Origin of the sequence: Bilifractor sp. HCP3S3_D3, from assembly GCF_052063915.1 — a bacterium.
Classification (GTDB): Bacteria; Bacillota; Clostridia; order Lachnospirales; family Lachnospiraceae; genus Bilifractor.
In genome coordinates, this window is sequence record NZ_JBQHWP010000014.1 from 1 (window position 1) to 20,015 (window position 20,015).

The 20,015-nt window shown below is 49.8% G+C and carries 17 protein-coding genes; 2 read left to right on the forward strand and 15 right to left on the reverse strand.

Going from position 1 to position 20,015, the window contains the following annotated elements; genetic code table 11:
* Positions 1-187: 187 nt before the first annotated feature.
* The 7 genes from tuf to ACTNDI_RS09485 all read right to left on the reverse strand — a co-directional run bounded on the left by tuf (position 188) and on the right by ACTNDI_RS09485 (position 7,836).
* On the reverse strand, positions 188-1,381 hold the full coding sequence (tuf, locus tag ACTNDI_RS09455) for an elongation factor Tu (RefSeq protein ID WP_441100738.1): 1,194 nt from the start codon (positions 1,379-1,381) through the stop codon (positions 188-190).
* Between the two features lie 261 nt (positions 1,382-1,642).
* A complete protein-coding gene (gene fusA, locus ACTNDI_RS09460; RefSeq protein ID WP_441100739.1) occupies positions 1,643-3,760 on the reverse strand; it encodes an elongation factor G in 2,118 nt (705 codons plus the stop codon).
* 15 nt (positions 3,761-3,775) lie between these two features.
* Positions 3,776-4,246 carry a 30S ribosomal protein S7 gene (gene rpsG / locus ACTNDI_RS09465; protein WP_441100740.1) on the reverse strand — a complete coding sequence of 157 codons (471 nt, stop codon included), beginning with the start codon at positions 4,244-4,246 and terminating at the stop codon, positions 3,776-3,778.
* A 182-nt stretch (positions 4,247-4,428) separates the two neighbouring features.
* On the reverse strand, positions 4,429-4,842 hold the full coding sequence (rpsL, locus tag ACTNDI_RS09470) for a 30S ribosomal protein S12 (RefSeq protein WP_441100741.1): 414 nt from the start codon (positions 4,840-4,842) through the stop codon (positions 4,429-4,431).
* Between the two features lie 288 nt (positions 4,843-5,130).
* Positions 5,131-5,889, reverse strand: coding sequence for a tRNA pseudouridine(38-40) synthase TruA (truA, locus tag ACTNDI_RS09475; protein WP_441100742.1), 759 nt, complete (start codon positions 5,887-5,889; stop codon positions 5,131-5,133).
* 163 nt (positions 5,890-6,052) lie between these two features.
* The gene (locus ACTNDI_RS09480) at positions 6,053-6,823 is read right to left on the reverse strand and encodes an MBL fold metallo-hydrolase (RefSeq protein WP_441100743.1); all 771 of its coding nucleotides are present in this window, start codon (positions 6,821-6,823) and stop codon (positions 6,053-6,055) included.
* Positions 6,824-7,041: 218 nt separating this feature from the next.
* A complete protein-coding gene (locus ACTNDI_RS09485; protein WP_441100744.1) occupies positions 7,042-7,836 on the reverse strand; it encodes a helix-turn-helix transcriptional regulator in 795 nt (264 codons plus the stop codon).
* 389 nt (positions 7,837-8,225) lie between these two features.
* On the opposite strand from ACTNDI_RS09485, the gene ACTNDI_RS09490 reads away from it, so the two are divergent.
* Entirely contained in the window at positions 8,226-8,993 is a 768-nt protein-coding gene (locus ACTNDI_RS09490; RefSeq protein WP_441100745.1) for a tRNA threonylcarbamoyladenosine dehydratase, read from the forward strand.
* 203 nt (positions 8,994-9,196) lie between these two features.
* Here ACTNDI_RS09490 and pap read toward each other — a convergent pair whose 3' ends face one another.
* Positions 9,197-10,675: a polyphosphate:AMP phosphotransferase gene (pap, locus tag ACTNDI_RS09495; RefSeq protein WP_441100746.1), complete on the reverse strand. Its 1,479-nt coding sequence runs from the start codon at positions 10,673-10,675 to the stop codon at positions 9,197-9,199.
* 281 nt (positions 10,676-10,956) lie between these two features.
* On the reverse strand, positions 10,957-12,423 hold the full coding sequence (locus tag ACTNDI_RS09500) for a radical SAM protein (RefSeq protein WP_441100747.1): 1,467 nt from the start codon (positions 12,421-12,423) through the stop codon (positions 10,957-10,959).
* A 564-nt stretch (positions 12,424-12,987) separates the two neighbouring features.
* Between ACTNDI_RS09500 and asnB the strand changes: the two genes are divergently transcribed.
* Positions 12,988-14,910, forward strand: coding sequence for an asparagine synthase (glutamine-hydrolyzing) (gene asnB, locus ACTNDI_RS09505; protein WP_441100748.1), 1,923 nt, complete (start codon positions 12,988-12,990; stop codon positions 14,908-14,910).
* A 219-nt stretch (positions 14,911-15,129) separates the two neighbouring features.
* On the opposite strand, the gene ACTNDI_RS09510 is transcribed toward asnB, so the two are convergent.
* From ACTNDI_RS09510 to ACTNDI_RS09535, 6 genes are all read right to left on the reverse strand, one after another.
* On the reverse strand, positions 15,130-15,402 hold the full coding sequence (locus ACTNDI_RS09510; RefSeq protein WP_441100749.1) for a FeoB-associated Cys-rich membrane protein: 273 nt from the start codon (positions 15,400-15,402) through the stop codon (positions 15,130-15,132).
* A gap of 249 nt (positions 15,403-15,651) precedes the next feature.
* A complete protein-coding gene (feoB, locus tag ACTNDI_RS09515; protein WP_441100750.1) occupies positions 15,652-17,796 on the reverse strand; it encodes a ferrous iron transport protein B in 2,145 nt (714 codons plus the stop codon).
* Positions 17,797-17,976: 180 nt separating this feature from the next.
* Positions 17,977-18,198 (reverse strand): FeoA family protein, encoded by a 222-nt coding sequence (locus ACTNDI_RS09520; protein WP_441100751.1) that lies wholly within the window; start codon positions 18,196-18,198, stop codon positions 17,977-17,979.
* A gap of 46 nt (positions 18,199-18,244) precedes the next feature.
* On the reverse strand, positions 18,245-18,466 hold the full coding sequence (locus ACTNDI_RS09525) for a FeoA family protein (RefSeq protein ID WP_441100752.1): 222 nt from the start codon (positions 18,464-18,466) through the stop codon (positions 18,245-18,247).
* A 313-nt stretch (positions 18,467-18,779) separates the two neighbouring features.
* A complete protein-coding gene (locus ACTNDI_RS09530) occupies positions 18,780-19,541 on the reverse strand; it encodes an ATP-binding protein (protein WP_441100753.1) in 762 nt (253 codons plus the stop codon).
* Entirely contained in the window at positions 19,538-19,807 is a 270-nt protein-coding gene (locus ACTNDI_RS09535) for a hypothetical protein (RefSeq protein WP_441100754.1), read from the reverse strand. The genes ACTNDI_RS09530 and ACTNDI_RS09535 overlap by 4 nt, the downstream gene beginning before the upstream one ends.
* Positions 19,808-20,015 lie beyond the last annotated feature (208 nt).

The window sequence follows — 20,015 nt, forward strand, 5'->3', positions numbered from 1 at the left end:
TTCCTTCAGATTCCGTCTCGCGGCGGACACCCTTGCCTTCGGCTATATCCTTCCCACTACCGGGTGGATTCGGGACTTGAACCCGTTGGAAACGTGCGCCGCTAGGCGCACCGCAAAAAGAGCCGCATACCCTGTATTCCAAGGGTTTGCGGCTCTTCATAAATTGCTTGATAATACTATTTTTCGATTACTCGATGATCGTAGCTACACGGCCGGATCCTACAGTGTGACCGCCCTCACGAATAGCGAAGGTAAGTCCCTGCTCCATAGCGATCGGATGGATCAGCTCGATGGTCATCTCAACGTTATCACCAGGCATGCACATCTCAGTGCCTTCCGGAAGAGTGATAACACCGGTAACGTCAGTTGTTCTGAAATAGAACTGCGGACGATAGTTATTGAAGAAAGGGGTATGACGGCCGCCCTCGTCCTTTGTCAGAACGTAAACCTGAGCGGTGAACTTTGTATGGCAGGTCACAGTGCCGGGCTTAGCAACAACCTGTCCCTTTTCGATATCCGTTCTGTTGATACCACGGAGAAGAACACCGATGTTATCACCAGCCATAGCCTCATCAAGGAGCTTATGGAACATCTCAATACCGGTAGCAACAGAAGAAAGCTTGTCCTCAGAGATTCCAAGGATCTCAACCGGATCATTCAGTCTCAGAGTACCACGCTCTACACGGCCGGTAGCAACAGTTCCACGTCCGGAGATTGTGAATACATCCTCAACAGGCATCAGGAACGGCTTATCTGTATCACGTGTCGGAGTCGGGATATGCTCGTCAACAACGCTCAGAAGCTCCATGATCTTGTCGCCCCACTCGCTGTTCGGATCCTCAAGAGCCTTCAGAGCAGAACCGCGAACGATAGGTGTGTTCTCGAATCCGTACTCGTCAAGAAGCTCGGTAACCTCCATCTCAACCAGCTCGATCAGCTCGTCATCATCAACCATATCACACTTGTTGAGGAATACAACCATGGCCGGAACACCTACCTGACGTGCAAGCAGAACGTGCTCACGAGTCTGAGCCATAACACCATCAGTAGCTGCAACTACAAGGATAGCGCCATCCATCTGAGCTGCACCTGTGATCATGTTCTTTACGTAGTCAGCATGTCCTGGGCAGTCAACATGTGCATAGTGACGGTTCTCAGTCTCATACTCTACGTGAGCGGTATTGATTGTGATACCACGCTCTCTCTCTTCCGGAGCTTTATCGATGTTGGAGAAGTCAACGATCTGGTTCTCATCGGTAGGCATTCTGGTAGCCAGAACCTTTGTGATTGCAGCTGTCAGAGTGGTTTTGCCATGGTCTACATGTCCGATGGTACCAATGTTGCAATGCGGTTTTGTTCTTTCAAATTTCTGTTTTGCCATTGTAATACTTCCTCCTTAAAATGAATACCGGCGTTCTGCCTGCGTATTTACTTTATTAAAAATTACTGTAAAATAGAAAATCCGCTATGCTTGATTATATTTCATTTTCAGAATCTTTGCAAGTGAATTCTCTCTATCCGGAGTCCCGTGCACGAAATTCCGGGTCTGTCCCGGGAAGCCGTGACATCTGACGGAATGGCTCCGTCCATCCGGTGTTGACATTAACGCTTCTGCCCCGCGAACGGGGCAGGAACCGTTTCATTACTTATCAGAAAGGACCTTCTCCTGAACAGACTTCGGAACCGGCTCATAGCGGTCGAAGAACATGGAGTAGTTTGCACGTCCCTGTGTAGCGGAACGAAGGTCTGTGGAGTAGCCGAACATCTCAGCCAGCGGAACAAAACCGCGGACAAGCTTTCCGTTTCCTACATCATCCATTCCCTCGATACGGCCACGACGGGAATTCATATCACCAATAACATCGCCCATGTATTCCTCAGGTGTAGTAACCTCAACCTTCATGATCGGCTCGAGGAGCACCGGAGCGCCCTTCTCCATTGCCTGCTTGAAGGCCATGGATCCCGCAATATGGAATGCCATCTCGGAAGAATCGACCTCATGATAGGATCCGTCGTATACCTCAGCCTTGACTCCGACTACCGGGAATCCGCCGAGCTGACCGGCCTTCATGGCATCCTGAATACCCTCATCGATGGACGGGATATACTCCTTCGGGATGGAACCGCCGGTTACGCTGTTAACGAACTCGTAGGACTGCTCTGCATTTGCATCCAGCGGCGAGAACTTAACTTTACAATGACCGTACTGTCCTTTACCACCGGACTGACGAACATACTTGCTGTCGATATCCGATGCCTTTGTGATTGTCTCTTTATATGCAACCTGCGGAGCTCCGACATTTGCCTCTACGTTGAACTCACGAAGCAGACGGTCAACGATGATCTCCAGATGGAGCTCGCCCATTCCGGCGATGATTGTCTGTCCGGTCTCCTGGTTTGTGGTAGCGCGGAAGGTCGGATCCTCCTCAGCCAGCTTTGCGAGAGCCTCGCCAAGCTTCTGCTGTCCGGCCTTTGTCTTCGGCTCGATTGCGAGCTCGATAACCGGATCCGGGAAGTCCATGGACTCCAGAATTACCGGATGCTGCTCGTCGCAGATTGTATCTCCGGTAGAGGAGAACTTGAATCCGATAGCCGCAGCGATATCTCCGGAATATACCTTGGACAGCTCATGACGCTTGTTGGCATGCATCTGAAGAATACGGCCGACACGCTCTTTCTTGTCCTTGGTCGCATTCAGTACATAAGAACCGGAGTTCAGTGTACCGGAATAAACTCTGAAATATGCAAGACGTCCAACGAACGGGTCGGAAACGATCTTGAATACAAGAGCTGAGAACGGCTCTTCATCAGAAGAATGTCTTACGACTTCATTTCCGTCCAGATCTGTTCCCTCGATGTCCGGTACGTCAGTAGGTGCCGGCATGAAGTCAACAATTGCGTCCAGAAGCTTCTGAATTCCCTTGTTCTGATGTGCAGAACCACAGAGAACCGGAACGGCCTTATTCGCGATAGTTGCCTTGCGGAGTGCCTTCTTCATGTCGTCGATGCTCGGCTCCTCTCCGTCGAGATAAGCCATCATCAGATCATCGTCGAACTCAACGATCTTCTCGACCATCTCTTCGTGAGCGGCCTGGCACTCATCCTTCATATCGTCCGGGATATCTACGATGGAGATATCATCGCCGGTCTTATTGTTGTAGATGTATGCCTTCATCTCGAACAGATCAACTACGCCCTGGAAATAATCCTCTTTGCCGATCGGACGTTCGATAACAACCGGGTTCTTGCCGAGCTTGGTAATGATCTCGTGAACGGTGTTGTCGAAGTTTGCTCCAAGGATATCCATTTTGTTTACAAATGCCATACGAGGAACATTGTAGGTATCCGCCTGACGCCATACGTTCTCGGACTGAGGCTCAACGCCGCCCTTGGCATCGAATACACCTACGGCACCGTCAAGTACACGAAGGGAACGCTCAACCTCAACGGTGAAGTCTACGTGTCCTGGTGTATCGATGATGTTGATGCGGTGCTCAAGTGCACCCGGAGCGGGTTTGTTCTGGTACTGATGTGTCCAGTGGCAGGTAGTGGCAGCGGATGTGATCGTGATACCACGCTCCTGCTCCTGTGCCATCCAGTCCATTGTAGCAGTTCCTTCGTATGTCTCACCGATCTTGTAGTTAACACCGGTGTAATACAGGATACGCTCTGTCAGAGTAGTTTTACCTGCATCAATATGCGCCATGATACCAATATTTCTGGTTCTCTCAAGCGGATATTCTCTTCCGTTATCAGCCAACAGAGTTCCCTCCTTTTAGAATCTGTAATGAGCAAATGCCTTATTGGCCTCTGCCATCTTATGCATGTCTTCTTTACGTTTCACGGATGCTCCGGTGTTATTCATAGCATCGAGCAGCTCGTTTGCCAGTCTGTCAGACATTGTCTTCTCACTTCTCTTGCGTGAGAACATTGTCAGCCAGCGAAGTCCCAGAGCCTGGCGTCTGTCCGGCTTAACTTCTACCGGTACCTGGTAGGTAGCTCCACCGATACGGCGGGCCTTAACCTCAAGCTGAGGCATGATGTTGTTCATCGCCTCTTCAAAACATTCAATTGCCGGCTTTCCGGCCTTTTCCTCTACTTTAGCAAATGCGCTGTAAACGATCTTCTGAGCGGTACCTTTCTTGCCGTCCAGCATGATGCTGTTGATCAGCTTGGTTACAACCTTGTTGTTGTATACCGGATCTGCTAAAACATCTCTTTTCTGAGTATGTCCTTTACGTGGCACGTTACTTCCCTCCTTAATCATTAACGATTAGATCTCAGGTACTCACATCTGGTATGGTACGAATGTGTCTGTACCGGTAATTTTTCTATCCAACCTGCAGCCGCAGAGGTTGTCGAAATACCGTTACACAAAACCATAAAACTTTAGTGAGATAATGAATTCTTATCCTGGTTGCTTTTGTATTACTTCTTCGGCTTCTTGGCGCCGTATTTGGAACGGGCCTGCTTTCTGTTGGCAACACCTGCAGTATCGAGAGTACCACGGATGATGTGATATCTGGTACCTGGCAGGTCCTTAACTCTTCCTCCACGGATCAGCACAACGCTGTGCTCCTGAAGGTTATGTCCCTCTCCAGGAATATAGCTTGTAACCTCGATACCGTTGGAAAGACGTACTCTGGCGATTTTTCTAAGCGCTGAGTTCGGCTTCTTCGGCGTAGCGGTCTTAACTGCTGTGCAGACACCACGCTTCTGAGGAGAAGACTGGTTTACGGATTTCTTTGTCAGAGAGTTGAAGCTTCTCTGCAATGCCGGTGCGTTGGACTTCTTTACGGAAGTCTGGCGGCCCTTCTTAACTAACTGGTTAAATGTAGGCATTCCTTTAATTTCCTCCTTGTTTTTCTACGGCTGCTTCTTATTCAGTCATTACATGGAAAAAAGGCGCACGAACGCCTTTCACTTTTGCCATGCCGGCTTATTATATCGTTCCTGAAAATAAATGTCAAGCTGTAACCGCGTTAATTCCGGGTTTCCCGGGTTTCCTCATTCCTCATTCCGGGTATACCCAGCCTATATCCAGCCTGTGCACTGCTCTATAGCCGGCCAGTATCCTGTCTTTCAGATTCTTTTTATGCATGACGGATAAGGCTGATCAGATCGATAGGGTCAGTACTGCACCTCCATCATGCAAAGCCCCTGCGCGGGCGCCGTCGGCCCCGCGAGCTTCCGATCTCTTGCATCCAGAAGTTCCCGCATGCTCCCGGCAGACCTTTTTCCGTATCCGACCTCAAGAAGAGTTCCCGTCATGATCCGAACCATGTTCTGGAGAAAGCCGTTCCCATGATACACAAAGCGCAGATACGGGCCTTTCTGCCGGATCTCTATTGAATCCACCACGCGTACGGTGGATTTCTTCATATGAGAATTGCCGCAGAAGCTTCTGAAGTCATGCATCCCTGAAAGGATATCCGCTGCCTCTCTCATCCGCTCCAGATCCGGCATTCTGTCCAGCACGGTCACATACCTTCTGTCAAAAACAGGCTTCGCGCCCCGTGGGTCGTACCAGCATGTATAGCAGTAAGTCTTTCCAATCGCCTTGAATCTGCTGTGAAAACGGTCTGCGCAGATTTTCAGTTCATTGACACTGATGTCTTCCGGCAGATAACGGTTCATGTATTCCTGAATCTCCTGCTCTGTCATATCCGTATCCAGCAGCACATTCGCCGTCATTGCTCTCGCGTGCACGCCTGCATCCGTCCGTCCGGCTCCGATCACTGTCACCGGTTTATCTGCCGGCGCCCCGACCATTCTCGAAAGAACCGTTTCCAGCTTCCCCTGTATCGTCATTTCCTGATTGGGCTGGTGCTCCCATCCGTAATAGCGGGTGCCGTCATAGCTGACCAGCATCTTATAATTTTTCTTCATAAATATAATTCTTTCGTTTTGTGAGCGGAAATTGTGGATGGGAACGCACTGGCTCTGAGTGGGTGAGCAGTTGACATTCCCTCATCCGCCAATCTACGGGCAAAACAAAACGTGGTTTGCCCGTCTTATCCTCCTGCCGCGGCGCATGCGCACAAGCAGATGATCAGGAGAATTCGATTGTGTCTCCGTTCTCCGGAATGATCAGCTGATCCAGGAAGCCTCTCTGCATCGCATACGCGCGCAGGGCATCCCGCGTCAGCTCCTGATTTTCAAAGGTTTCCATGTGAACGCACACAATTTTTGCATAGGGAGCTGCACTCTGAATCTTCTCAAGATCCTCTGTTCCCATCGTAATGTGCATTCCTTCCCCGTGGGCATGCCCAAGATATGCGATAATCACATCCGGGTGATAGCCAATGCCCTCACGGACACCCCTGCACCACACGGTATCGCCGGTGATGTAGACCGTCTTTTCGCCCTCCTTACGGAGTACGATACCGCTTGAATTCTGCATGGTATTCAGCACATGCTGAATCTTTCCGTCGCCATGCCTGCCCGCTACACGAATGATGTCCACATCCTCATAATGTGTGCTGAGCGTCATATTGATGGTCTGCGTCTTGCTCATTCCGTAGTTTCGCACCAGATCCTTGTCGTTCAGATTCTGTGTGTAAAAAGGCATATCCTTCGGGATACAGTCCGCGGCCTCCTGATCAATATGTCCGGGATGGACGTGTGTCAGCAGAACCGCCTCCACGCCCTTCATAATTTCCTCCGGTGCTTCCGGAAGGTCTGTCAGCGGCGGTTTTTCCGGGTAATGCGTCGTTTTCAGCTGATGGGTGACCCCATGTGCCCGGAACATCGGATCGACCAGGAATACCTTTCCTCCATATTCCAGCTTCATTGTGCAGTTTCTATAAAAATGAATTCTCATCGCCAGTCTCCAATTGCTTATCGCATCCAGAATCACGCACACTTCGCGTGCGACGAGCTCTATCTTCGTTTTCGAAGAGCTTATACAACAACATGTGGATTTGTGTTATTAGTTGATTGCTTTACTCACAATTCTAACACAAACCCACATCAATGTGTACCGGAATATTCATTTTTCCGTCACGTCCTTGCCATCCGGCGCAGCCGTCCATGCAGTCGTCAGCTTGCCTGTCCCATTCCCAGGCCCTGGGCTCCATCATGTGCAAACCGGAGAAGCTCCCATCTCGAGGAAATATTCAGTTTGCGGTATATGTTCTGAAAATGCTTCTGGAGGGTATGTTCCTTGATTCCGAGCTCGTCGCAGATCTCGAGATTGGATTTTGTGAGAAAGATCAGTGTCAGAATCTCCGTCTCCTTCGGCGTCATATGAACCTTCTTCGTGATCGTCTCCACCGCGCCGCTCACAGAAGCCGCCGTGTCCCTCTCCCTGCAATGCTTGTAGAAAATCGTGTTCAGATGCTTGCTCAGCGCCTTCAGCAGGTACACATCTTCATCCGCAAAAGCTCCCGCCGCTCTGGTGCGGAAGAGAGTGAGAACAGCCAGAAGATCATCGCCGCTCGCGATGGAAAGCTGAAGTGTATCGTAGATGTCAAATCTCCGGTAACATTCCTGGTACACCTTCGAATGAAGGCGTTCCGCCTCCGGCATCAGGCTGCTCTCACGCACCGATACGGTTTCTCTTGAGATATTCAGTCTGCGGTTCATTGCCTCCGGATATTTCTCCATGTAGGTTTTCTCCGCCTCCATAAACTCACTCGGTTTACAGAAAAACTCGGATACCTTCAGACTTCCGCCCTTTCTGCTGTAATTTGGATCAATCAGCAGGATACTCGAATACTGATGCGGAATCAGCTCCTCAAGATGACAGAGCAGCTTTCCCTTAAGATCCTCAAAATCAATCGCAGTATACAGAGAATATAAAAGGTTGTCATAAGCGAGAAAATTATCCATCATTTATACCTCCTGAAGACGGCTTCCAGTTCATTTACATTCAAAAGATGAATTTAGACAAAAAAAGAGGCACTTCCTTCTACAGGAAATGCCTCTTTGCATTTGATGTACTCATTCTAGCAGACTTCTCACAAAAAATCCAGTACTATTTTTTCTTTTATACTTATTTTTCAGCATGTCCTTGTACTTCACACTTAACGGATAAGGCGAAGAAAGTTCTACCTTTGCCCTGCGCGTCACCGATTATCAGAAATTTGTAAATTGTTGATATTCCCTCACGATTATTATAAGATATGTCAATGAAGCAACAACGAAATATATTTTTAGAACGGATTACGTAATGCAATCTGCGTCTGATATATTTAAGAAAAAATCAGAAAAGGTGAACCATTATGCTGAATCAGTTTTCGCGAACCCAGCTTCTTCTGGGCGAGGACGGAATAAAAAAATTACAGGACTCCCGGGTCATTGTATTCGGAATCGGAGGAGTCGGCGGATATGTCGTAGAAGGTCTTGTCCGTGCGGGACTTGGCGCCGTTGATCTCGTAGACGACGATAAGGTCTGTCTCACAAATGTAAACCGCCAGCTTGTCGCTACAAGGCGGACAGTTGGAAAGTACAAGGTAGATGTGACAAAGGAAAGGATTCTCGATATCAATCCACATGTGAATGTCACCCTTCACAAGTGCTTCTATCTGCCGGAGACCGCGGACCAGTTTGATTTCTCCCAGTACGATTATGTCGTAGACTGCGTAGATACCGTCACCGCCAAGGTAGAAATCATCATGCAGGCAAAAAAAGCCGGCGTACCCGTGATCAGCTGCATGGGAGCAGGCAATAAGCTTGATCCCTCCAAACTGCAGGTCGCCGACATCTACAAGACCACCATGGATCCTCTGGCGAAGGTGATGCGCCACGAAATGCGCAAGCGCCGGGTGAAAAAGCTCAAGGTAGTCTTTTCCACGGAAAAGCCGACGCGTCCTCTCGAAGACATGTCGATCAGCTGCCGTACAAACTGCATCTGTCCTCCCGGAACTGCCCGCAAATGCACGGATCGCAGGGATATTCCGGGCAGCTCTCCGTTTGTTCCCCCGGCTGCAGGCCTTCTGATCGCCAGCGAGATCTGCCGTGACCTCACCGGCATCCAGCCCGCAAAGTAATTCCGGACCGCCTGCAAAAACTAAAACGCCATACAATGCATCCTGCCACAAACTGTACAAGCCACGGATTGCTCCGTTTTCATCACCGCCGTCCGGCACTCGGATCAACGCGTGCCGGGCAGTCGGGGAATCGTTCTTGCTGTTTCCCCAGTTCTGCAAGTCCGGCACGCGAAGTAATGCGTGCCGGGCAGTCGGTCATGAAGTTATTTCTCCCCGCAGGCCTCCCGGATTCGCTTAATCACAATCCGCAGCGCCTTGATACGGGCATATTTCTTATCATCAGATTCCAGAATGTACCAGGGCGCAAAGGTCGTACTCGTCTTCCGGATCATCTCATTTACCGCTCCTTCATACAGATCCCATTTGTCCCGGTTTCTCCAGTCCTCATCCGTGATCTTCCATTGCTTTTCCGGCGTGTTCTGCCGTTCCGTGAACCGCTCGAGCTGAGTCTCGTTGTCAATCTGCACCCAGAACTTGATCACAACTGCTCCCCAGTCCGTCAGTTCCTTTTCAAACTCATTAATCTCATTATAGGCCCGCTGCCAGTCGTTCTCAGAGCAGAAGCCCTCGAGCCGCTCCACCATGACTCTTCCATACCAGGTCCGGTCAAAAATCGCGATATGGCCGGTCTTCGGGAGTCTGGTCCAGAATCGCCACAAAAAATGTCTCGCCTTCTCGTGAGGCTCCGGACTTGCGATCGGATGCACCTCATATCCCCGCGGATCGAGAGCTCCCGCAACTCTCTTAATGTTGCCTCCCTTCCCTGCCGCGTCCCAGCCCTCATAGGCGATGATCACCGGTATCTTCTTGCGGTAAAGCTCGTAATGCAGATGGTTCAGTTCCTTCTGAAGTCTGCTGAGCTCCTCCCGATACGTCTCCTCAGACATCGTCTTGTCCTTCAGGGAAATGTCCGCAAGCTTCGGCATCTGCTTCAGAGGGAATGGGTTCTGCAGAATTGGAGCCGCCAGTGCCTGATTTTTCAGTGCCGTGTCAATGCCCTGATTCAGGAACCGCAGAACCTGAAGCTCCGCCCATTTCTTGTCCTCCGCGTCGATGATATACCAGGGCGCGACAGAACGGTTGGTATCCTCCAGAAAGCGGTCATACACCTCCAGGCATTTTCCGTAATTTCTGTTCTCCTTCCGATCCTCACCGTTTACCCGCCAGCGGGTATTCTTGTCCGCCGCGAGTGCCTCCAGCCGTTTCTTCTGCTCCTTCCTGCCGATCTGGAAGAAAAACTTCAAAATCAGATATCCATTGTCGTGAAGCGACCGCTCCGTCGTGTTGATGCTGTGAATTTTCTGCTTGTACTCCTCTTCGCTCATTTCTCCGGACATCACCCCGTTTGCGACTTCCTCCAGCCAGTAGGTATCAAAAAAAGTAAATTTTCCCGCCTCCGGGATCTCGAGCAGATAACGATAGAGGAACGGATACCTTTTCTCATCGGCAGTCGGCGCCGCAAAATTTTTGACCTTGAAAAACCGGGGATCAATGTTCCGGATCACCTTGCCGATCACGCTCCCCTTTCCGGCGGCACCCCAGCCCTCAAAAATCACCATGACCGGAAGCTTTGCCTCCTTGATCTTAAGCTGATAGCCGGCAAGCTGCTCCCGCGCCGTTTTAAGTTCCTCTTTGATCTCCTCCCTCTCAGGCGGAACCGTCTTCACAAAATCTTTTAACATACTACGCCCTCCCTTTTTCTGTATATATCATGATTTTATCACTTTTTCACGAACATTTCACCTCGCAATGCTTATACAATAAACTACCATGCGATAAGTCGTGCCACACACTGTATAAGCTACGGATTGCTCCGTGCTTCGCACTACCGCAATTCTTATACGTCAAAAGGGGCTGCCTTGCGAATTTCTTCGCAGGGCAGCCCCGGATTCGTCCATTTATAAAATTTATCTATCTGACTTACAGTTAAACTGTCGGAGAGATTCCAAACTGACAGAATCCGTTATTCGTTCGCAGCATGCTCAAATGCCGCAAGCTCCGGATGCTCTCTCTTTTCCTTGGTGTAGTTCTCGTAGGTCGGCTTCTTGTGTTTCTCACTCGCCCAGATACGGTCTGCAACCGGTGCCCAGTTCTTAGCGTAATCGTCACACTTCTCACAGAGCTCCTCTGCGGATTCCGGTGCCTCCTCGTTGGTCTGGTGTGCTCCCGTCTCCTTCACCATCTCACGAAGCAGCTTCGGGTTCTCAAGCATCGGGCAGGGACGAAGATGGTTGCGGTTGAACGGCTGTCCCTCGTGATATGCCATAAACAGCGGGCTCTGAAGCATCTCCAGAATGGAGTTGTCATGAATGTTCGTATTGGAGTAGTGGATAAATACGCAGGGCTCTGCGTCTCCGCTTGCATTAATATGGAAGTAGTTTCTTCCGCCCGCGATACATCCGCCTACATACTCTCCGTCGTTCTGGAAATCCATCGGATAGAACTGAATCGGACACTCCGCGGAACGAATGTAGCGGATTCTGTTGATCATATACTCTCTCTGCTCCGGAGTCGGCAGCAGTGCCGGTACCGCGTTCTGACCGGTCGGCATATAGTGGAAATAGAATCCGAACTTAGCGCCCTTCTCCTCCAGAAGATGGAAGAAGTCATCGCTCGTAACCGCATCGATGTTTGCCTTAGTATAGCAGATCGATGTACCAAAGAGAATTCCGTACTCATGCAGAAGATCCATCGCCTTCATAACTGCCGCGTAATGACCCTCGCCTCGTCTTGCGTCATTCGTATCCGGTGTTCCCTCGATAGAAAGGAAGAAGGTCATATTGCCCAGACGCGCGATCTCCTTCACCAGATCCTCATCGATCAGGGTAGAATTGGAGAAGGCTGCGAAATAGCAGTCATGATGCTTCTCCATCAGCTTCAGGATATCTTTCTTACGGACCATCGGTTCTCCGCCGGTCATCAGATACAGGTATACGCCAAGCTCCTTGCCCTGTGTGATGATCTTGTCCATGTCCTCAAAGGACAGGTTGTTCTTGTGGCCATATGTGCCGGACCAACATCCCTCACAGTGCATATTGCACGCGGAGGTCGGATCAAACAGGATCAGCCACGGAATATTGCAGTTATACTTCTCGCGGTTTGCACGGATTGTCTTCGTGCCGCGAAGGAATGCTTCATATCCAAGATTCAGCAGTGTCATCTTGGCAAACTGCGGATTGGTCTCATCAATGATCTGGTCAATGAATTTCATCCATTTATTGTCCGGATCCTGAATCGCCTTCTTTACGGCTTCCACCTTTTCCTCAGAAAAAGCCTTATTTCCAAAAAACTTCTCTGCCCATCCCATGAAGGTCAGGTAGGTCTGTCTTTTATCTTTACTATTCTTTGCGCTCTTTAATAAACCATCGATTACAACTTCAACAGCCTTACGCTCTGCTGCATGCTTAACGTAACCAAGTGTAGATGCCATGATATTGTCTCCTCCTTATCATTTCTCTTGGATTATATGCTTCAAACCGTTTTCCGTCCATCGGACAAACTCACGTTTATGTCTCAAAATCCTCCCTGTTTTCCCACTTCAAAAAAACTGTTACCCTGTTTTTATCTGTTTTCCGATCATTCGGCTGAACCCATCTATGCAAAATCTGTCTATTATCCGTGACTGCGTACGAGACACAGGCCGGATCCTCTTCCATTTCTTCTGCATGATTTCGACTCCAATCTCTTCTTGTTTGGCATGATTTCGACTCCAATCTCTTCCTAATAAGTTTTATTATCCTGCCCCGCCTCTTATGCCGCCTTATTCTTCTTTATTTTCCCTTCTCGATTTCTTCTTATTAATTCTGCTACCCTGCCCCGCCTCTTATGCCGTCTTATTCTTCTTCATTTTTCCTTCTCGATTTTTCCTTATTAATTTTACTATCTTGCCCCTGTTCTTAAGCTGTCTTATAATAGATTGGTTCCCGGGGACACCCGCGCGGCACGTCTCCGTGGTGAAGGTCTGCTATAAGAGATAAAAGAAAGGAATAAATATATGTGTGGAATCTGCGGATTTACCGGAACTGATGTAGAGCAGAAACCAATTCTGACAAATATGATGAACCGGATGATACACCGGGGCCCGGACGGCGGAGGCCAGTATATCGGCCCGGATATCGCCATGGGACACCGACGTCTCTCCATCATTGATCTGACAGATGCCGGAACCCAGCCTATGTACAACGAAGACCGCACCCTCGTATGTACCTTTAACGGCGAAATCTACAATTACAAGGAGCTGAAGAAGGAACTGCAGGCGAGCGGTCACATCTTTACCAGCAGCTCCGACACAGAGGTTCTCCTCCACGGCTATGAACAGTGGGGCACCTCGATGCTCGACCGCCTCAGAGGCATGTTTGCTTTCGTTCTGTGGGACACTAAGAAGAAGGAAATGTTCGCCGCCAGAGATATGTTTGGCATTAAACCTCTTTATTATACAGAAATTAACGGAAACATCATCTACGCATCTGAGATCAAGAGTATACTGGAATACCCGCTCTATCAGAAGGAAGTTAATCTCAAGGCTCTGGAGCAGTATCTCTCCTTCGAATACTCCGTCCTCCCGGAAACCTTCTTCAAGGGTGTCTTCAAGCTGATGCCGGGACATTACATGATCTGGAAAAACGGCAGCAAAACGATCACCCGCTACTTTGATCCGATGCTGACTCCCTCGAAGGATCCCGTCGACCACGCGAAGCTGGTCGATCAGATCGACGAGACCATGCAGGATTCGATCCGCTATCATATGGTCAGCGACGTGGAAGTAGCCTCTCTTCTCTCGAGCGGCGTAGATTCCAGCTATGTGGCCTGTCATTTCCACGGCTCACGCACCTACACGGTTGGATTTGATTACGAGAAATACAACGAGATCCCCTATGCGCAGGAGCTCTCAAAAACGCTCGGGATCGAAAACCACAGCAAGGTGATCTCCACAGAGGAATACTGGAAAGAGCTTCCCAGAATTCAGTACTTCATGGACGAGCCCCTGGCGGACGCCTCTGCCTCCGCCCTCTATTTTGTGGACCGCGAGGCTGCGAAGGATGTCAAGGTAATCCTCTCCGGAGAGGGATCCGATGAGCTGTTCGGCGGATACACAATTTACCATGAGCCCATGTCTCTTGCCGGCTACCAGAAGCTCCCGAAGGCACTGCGCCGTGGAATTGCCGCCGTAGCGGAAAAAATCCCCGGTCACCCGAAGGGAAAGAGCTTCGTCATCCGCGGTTCCAAGGATGTCGAGGAGCGATTCATCGGAAATGCCAACGTCTACGATATGAAGCTGAGAAACAAGGTTCTGAAATACCCGAGTGCCGGTTCTGCGCCGTACACTCTCACAAAGCCTTTCTACGACAAGGTGAAAAACCTCAAGGACACCGAGAAGATGCAGTATATCGACCTTAATTTCTGGCTGATCGGCGATATCCTGCTGAAGGCGGACAAAATGAGCATGGCTCATTCCATCGAGAGCCGCGTTCCCTTCCTCGACAGAGAGGTCTTTAATCTCGCGAAGAACATCCCGCTCTCCGAGAAGGTCACCGACGACAACACAAAAGTCTGCTTCCGCGAGGCAGCTCACCGCTACCTGTCAGATGCGCAGGCGAAGAAAAAGAAGCTTGGCTTCCCGGTTCCGATCCGTGTATGGCTGCGTCAGGACAAGTACTACAATATTGTAAAGAAAGAATTTACGAGCGATATTGCTGAGAAATTCTTCCACACTGACGAACTCGTCAGGATTCTGGACGCCCATAAGGAGGGCAAAGAGGATTACGCACGCCACATCTGGGTGGTATACATGTTCCTGCTCTGGTACAAAGAGTACTTCGTTGATGGTGAATGCAGCGTCTCCATCGAGGATGAGCTGGAATATGAGCGGATCCGCAAGAACAACAGAAACGCGACGATGAATAACATCGGCGCGTAAGACTGCAGCCGGACTTCTCCAGGCAAAAATCGAAAAAGAGAGTGTCACTTGTTTAGTGGCACTCTCTTTTTCGAATTAAACCGTCCTCAAGCGGGCAGTTTTTATCTTTTTTACCTCACGACTGTTTAACTGATGATCCGCTTCGGCGCTATCTGCGGCCAGTACTGCCCGGCAGCAGCGGTATCCATGTTCGCTGCCCTTCTGAACTAAGCTCTGATCTCAGCACTTCCGGACGTCGGTCCTTGTCTCGTTCCAGATGTTCTCCAGAGCCTGGTCTCGAAAACTCCTGTCTTCCATATAGTTCGCGGCATGATCTCCTTCGCGGTTCTTTCTTCCGTGCTTTCGTCCACCGGAAGTCTTTATGCTGCAGCTTCCTCCGCAGGAGCAGCTGCTGCCGCATCCCTCACAGGAATCCGGATGCTTCAATGTATATCTGAGCGCAAAAACAACTGCAGCGACAACAAGTGCAAGTATAAGAATTGTTCCTGCCATGGTCACACCTCCTGTTCATTTCAGAGTTTAATACCTTTAACCATTATTGTCAATATCAAACTCTAAATTTACAACACTTCATATCAAACACTAAATTTTCAGCACTTCAACAGACAAATATTCCGCAGACCCTCTGTCATCCTCTTCCGGCAGGCAGATACCAGATTCTGGCACTTTCCCGCCCCGTTTCAAGCTGACAGCAGCGCTGCGGAACTTTTTTCACATATTAATCATTTAGCAATCTGCGTGTTATGCCATTGCCCGTTCTCCGGTATATTTCCTTGACGGTCTGCGGAACAGCGCCCAGATTACGAACGCTACGATCAGGATCGCTGCCACAGTCGCGGCCGTAAATACGCCGCCCGTCACCAGCAGTCCGATGTTATAGACAATCAGGGAGAAGCAGTAGCCGACAGCCATCTGGAAGCCGAAGGTGATCCAGCCCCATTTTCTTGTGCCCTGCTCACGGAACGCTGTTGCGATTGCCACAAGGCAAGGAGCATCAAAGATATTGAACAGCATGAAGGAAAGTCCGGCAAGCTTGTTTCCGTTGAACATCGAGAAGATCGCGTTCTGCACATCCACCTCGCCGTCGCTTGCCGCATGTGCCAAAAGCGCCAGTGTTGCCGGAGCCTGCTCCTTTGCCAGCTCTGCGGACACAGATGCGACAGCGGCTCTCCAGTTGCCAAAACCGAGCGGACGGAAGATCACAGCAATTCCCTCACCGATATATTTCAGGAAGGACTGCTCAACGTCCGCAGTGTAACCGGATCCGTTGAAGTTCATCAGGAACCACAGTGCCGCGCAGGCGATGAAGATAATCGTTCCGGCCTTGATCATGTATGCTTTTACTCTCTCCCACACATGGATCAGAACACCTTTGATGGACGGAACATGATATGCAGGAAGCTCCATGACGAAGGGTGCCGGATCTCCTGCAAAATAGCCGACCTTCTTCAGGCAGATACCGGAAATTACAACAATTGCGATTCCGAGGAAATACATGGAAGTCGGAATCAGGGAATTACCCGGGAAGAAAGTTGAGGACATGATCGCTACGATTTCCATCTTCGCGCCGCACGGAAGGAAGGTTGCGAGCATGATCGTCATCCGTCTGTCTTTCTCATTCTCGATGGTTCTGGAGGCCATGATTGCGGGTACGCCGCAACCGGTTCCGACAAGCATCGGAATGAAGGATTTTCCGGAAAGTCCGAATCTGCGGAAAATACGGTCCATGATAAAAGCAACACGAGCCATATATCCGGAGTCCTCCAGAATCGAAACAAACAGGAACAGAACCGCCATCTGCGGAACAAATCCGAGAACCGTTCCGACACCTCCTATGATACCGTCAACGATCAGTCCCTGGAGCCATGGCGCGCAATTTGCTGAAGTCAGAGCAGCGGTAACGCCGTTGTTGATCCAGGTTCCGAAAAGTACATCGTTGGTCCAGTCCGTCATAACGGTACCAATAGACCAGACATGCGATCCTACTGCGATATCGTATACCAGCCACATGATTCCGATGAAAATCGGAATGGCCGCCCAGCGGTTTGTTACAATGCGGTCAATTTTGTCGGAAATGGTCAGCGCGCCCTTTTGTCTTCCCTTAACAACAGACTTGGATATGACATTCTGGATATAGGTGTATCTGGCGTTGGTGATGATGGATTCCGCATCGTCATCCTCGTCCGCCTCTGTTTTTGAGACGATCTTCTCAATTTCGTCCTTCACGGAATTGCTCAGGCTGATCTTCTCGATAGCCTTCTCATCTCTCTCAAAAAGCTTTACCGCATACCACTCGAGGTTTGTATCATCAACCGTACCGCGGATCAGTGCCTTGATGGACTCCAGCGCCTCCTGTACCTTACCGGTGTAGATCTGAGGGATAACCGCTCTTTTTCCGGATCGGACAACTTCAAGACATTTTTCCGCTGCCTCCCTGCTTCCCTCGCCCTTAAGGGCACTCATTTCCACGACGTCACAGCCAAGCTCCGCCGAAAGCTTTTTCATGTTGATCTTGTCGCCGTTTTTTCTGACAAGATCCATCATATTCAGAGCGATTACAGACGGAATGCCGATCTCCAGAAGCTGTGTTGTCAGATACAGATTTCGCTCAATATTGGTAGCATCGATAATGTTCAGAATCGCATCCGGCTTTTCTTCAACCAAGTAATTCCTGGATACCACTTCCTCAAGCGAATACGGAGAGAGCGAATAAATACCCGGAAGGTCCTGAATGATAACATCCCGGTTTCCTCTCAGCTTTCCTTCCTTCTTCTCAACGGTTACTCCCGGCCAGTTACCCACATACTGCGTGCTTCCGGTCAGATCATTGAACAGCGTTGTTTTTCCGCAGTTCGGATTGCCTGCAAGCGCAATCTTGATTGCCATGTCCTTCCTCCTGTTACTCGTTTTATATTTAATGTGTTGCTCTATGTTTTACCTGCTGCATTTGTATTCGTGACCCATCACGTATACTGTGATCCGTCACCCGTGAAAGAGTCTCTTTTAACAAATGTAAGTCTGGACTAACTTTATGTCCATAAAAAAACGCATTCTCCCGGACGGCAATCATGCCATCTCAAGAATATCTGCGTCTGCCTTTCGAAGAGAAAGTTCATATCCTCTCACAGTGATCTCTACCGGATCTCCGAGGGGTGCCACCTTCCGGACGTAAATCTCGGTTCCCTTGGTAATCCCCATGTCCATGATTCTTCTCTTTGTTTTTCCCTCGCCGTGTATCTTCACCACGGTTGAAGTCTCACCGACTCCAATGTCTCTCAGTGTCTTCATCTGTTCCTCCTGATAGTATTTCTGTTCTTCCTTCCCGACTTGTCGCTCATGCCGCGGAAACCATGATCCGCGAAGCCATTTCCTTGACGAGTGCAAGCGAGGAATCCTTGATCTTGATGATCAGATTCCCGCCGTGCGAAGAAATGACCTGAATCTCAGCGCCGACCACAAACCCCAGATCCTCCAGGTGTTTCTTTGTTTCGGCGGCACCACTGACCTTTCTGACAATAACCCAGTCTCCCTCTGATGCAAATGTTAATGGAAGCATATCAGTTCCTCCTTCCGCTACTCATTTTGCTGTCATTGCTGACATCGGGCCTGCTGGTGCATATGCCACATACGGGCAGGTCCTTCACGGCTGTATCTGCGCATAAGGTAGAACAGTCTTACTGTTGTTAGATATATATCATCTCAGCAAGAACAGTCTAATTGTTTTTCATGGTAATGTCAAGGGCAAAATCCCGGAGCAGCTGCAAAAAACGTACCTCCTTACGCAGGCGCAGAAAGCCAGAATCCCCGCACAGATGAAGAACACTGCATCTGTGCGGGGATCTCAACAGGATCAGTTCCGGCAAAAACTATTAATCTTCGACGATTCTTCCGTCGATACCGATGGTCACAACGTTCCACGGAAGGAATTTTCCGCTGTTTTTCAATGCGTTCTCCGCCGCATACTGCAGTCCTCCGCAGCACGGGACTTCCATCCGCACGATAGTGACACTCTTGATGTCATTCCGCTCAATAATTGCCTGAAGCTTGTCTGTGTAGTCCAACGGGTCAAGCTTCGGACAGCCTACGAGAACGACATGATTTCTGATAAAATCCTCATGAAAACGCGCGTAGGCATAAGCCGTGCAGTCTGCCGCAATCAGGAGCTTTGCTCCGCTGAAAAACGGAGCGACTACGGGAACCAGCCGAAGCTGAACTGGCCATGTCGTCAGGCGGCTGACTGGTTCAGCCGCGCGGCGGCTGTCGCCTGCCTCATTTCCGAAAGCTTCGGAAGGACGTGTTTTTCCTCCTTCTTCTCCCTCGTCAGACACGTTATCCCGGTTGATCATCCGAAGCCTGCTTCCAGGACATCCGTGGAACTCTGTTTCTTCCTGTCTCATTTTCATTCTCTCCTTGACTGCTTCTCTGTCATACTCTTCTGCTTCTCTCTCAGTGATCGTGATCGCCCCCGCCGGACATTCCGGGAGACAGTCCCCGAACCCATCGCAGTAGCTGTCACTGATCAGGTGTGCTTTTCCGTTCACCATCTCAATTGCGCCTTCATGACACGCTTTCGCACAGAGACCGCAGCCGTTACATTTTTCTTCATCTATATGTACAATTTTCCGGATCATTTATTTGCCTCCGCCTCTCTTCTCTCCTTCTGCTTCTTCGCGACGGCCATCAGCTGCTCATAAGCTTCCTCGCCGACGCACTGCTTTGCGTACGCACACCACTGCACACAGCTCAGCGCATCATTATACACGACAAACCCGCAGTTCTCACACTTTACTTCTGTATCTGTGGAGAACATCTCAATCAGATGTCCGCACCTCGGACATTTTTTCTCCGTGATTGTCGGAGTCTTATCTCTTCCCTGACATCCCATCATTACTGCCATCGCAATTACCTCCGTTCTCAACACCGGCAGACGGGCATTCCGCGCCCTCTATGCTCACTGCCCTCTGCCTGAATGCGGAAACAATATATCATATATTTATGTTTTCTTCCGTATCATTTGTTACGAACAAGCACACTTAACGGATCGTGGGCGCCCGATGCAGGGCACACGTACCCCCGGTACATGCGTGTGCCCTGCACGGTATTAC

Bases quoted from the DNA above. Each gene is read 5' to 3' on its own strand.
- ACTNDI_RS09485 (WP_441100744.1), bottom strand. From the start codon at position 7,836: ATGATGGATAATTTTCTCGCTTATGACAACCTTTTATATTCTCTGTAT.
- pap (WP_441100746.1), bottom strand. From the start codon at position 10,675: ATGTTAAAAGATTTTGTGAAGACGGTTCCGCCTGAGAGGGAGGAGATC.
- ACTNDI_RS09510 (WP_441100749.1), bottom strand. From the start codon at position 15,402: ATGGCAGGAACAATTCTTATACTTGCACTTGTTGTCGCTGCAGTTGTT.
- asnB (WP_441100748.1), top strand. From the start codon at position 12,988: ATGTGTGGAATCTGCGGATTTACCGGAACTGATGTAGAGCAGAAACCA.
- truA (WP_441100742.1), bottom strand. From the start codon at position 5,889: ATGAAGAAAAATTATAAGATGCTGGTCAGCTATGACGGCACCCGCTAT.
- ACTNDI_RS09525 (WP_441100752.1), bottom strand. From the start codon at position 18,466: ATGCTTCCATTAACATTTGCATCAGAGGGAGACTGGGTTATTGTCAGA.
- rpsL (WP_441100741.1), bottom strand. From the start codon at position 4,842: ATGCCTACATTTAACCAGTTAGTTAAGAAGGGCCGCCAGACTTCCGTA.
- ACTNDI_RS09480 (WP_441100743.1), bottom strand. From the start codon at position 6,823: ATGAGAATTCATTTTTATAGAAACTGCACAATGAAGCTGGAATATGGA.
- ACTNDI_RS09490 (WP_441100745.1), top strand. From the start codon at position 8,226: ATGCTGAATCAGTTTTCGCGAACCCAGCTTCTTCTGGGCGAGGACGGA.
- ACTNDI_RS09500 (WP_441100747.1), bottom strand. From the start codon at position 12,423: ATGGCATCTACACTTGGTTACGTTAAGCATGCAGCAGAGCGTAAGGCT.
- ACTNDI_RS09520 (WP_441100751.1), bottom strand. From the start codon at position 18,198: ATGAAGACACTGAGAGACATTGGAGTCGGTGAGACTTCAACCGTGGTG.
- feoB (WP_441100750.1), bottom strand. From the start codon at position 17,796: ATGGCAATCAAGATTGCGCTTGCAGGCAATCCGAACTGCGGAAAAACA.
- ACTNDI_RS09535 (WP_441100754.1), bottom strand. From the start codon at position 19,807: ATGGCAGTAATGATGGGATGTCAGGGAAGAGATAAGACTCCGACAATC.
- tuf (WP_441100738.1), bottom strand. From the start codon at position 1,381: ATGGCAAAACAGAAATTTGAAAGAACAAAACCGCATTGCAACATTGGT.
- ACTNDI_RS09530 (WP_441100753.1), bottom strand. From the start codon at position 19,541: ATGATCCGGAAAATTGTACATATAGATGAAGAAAAATGTAACGGCTGC.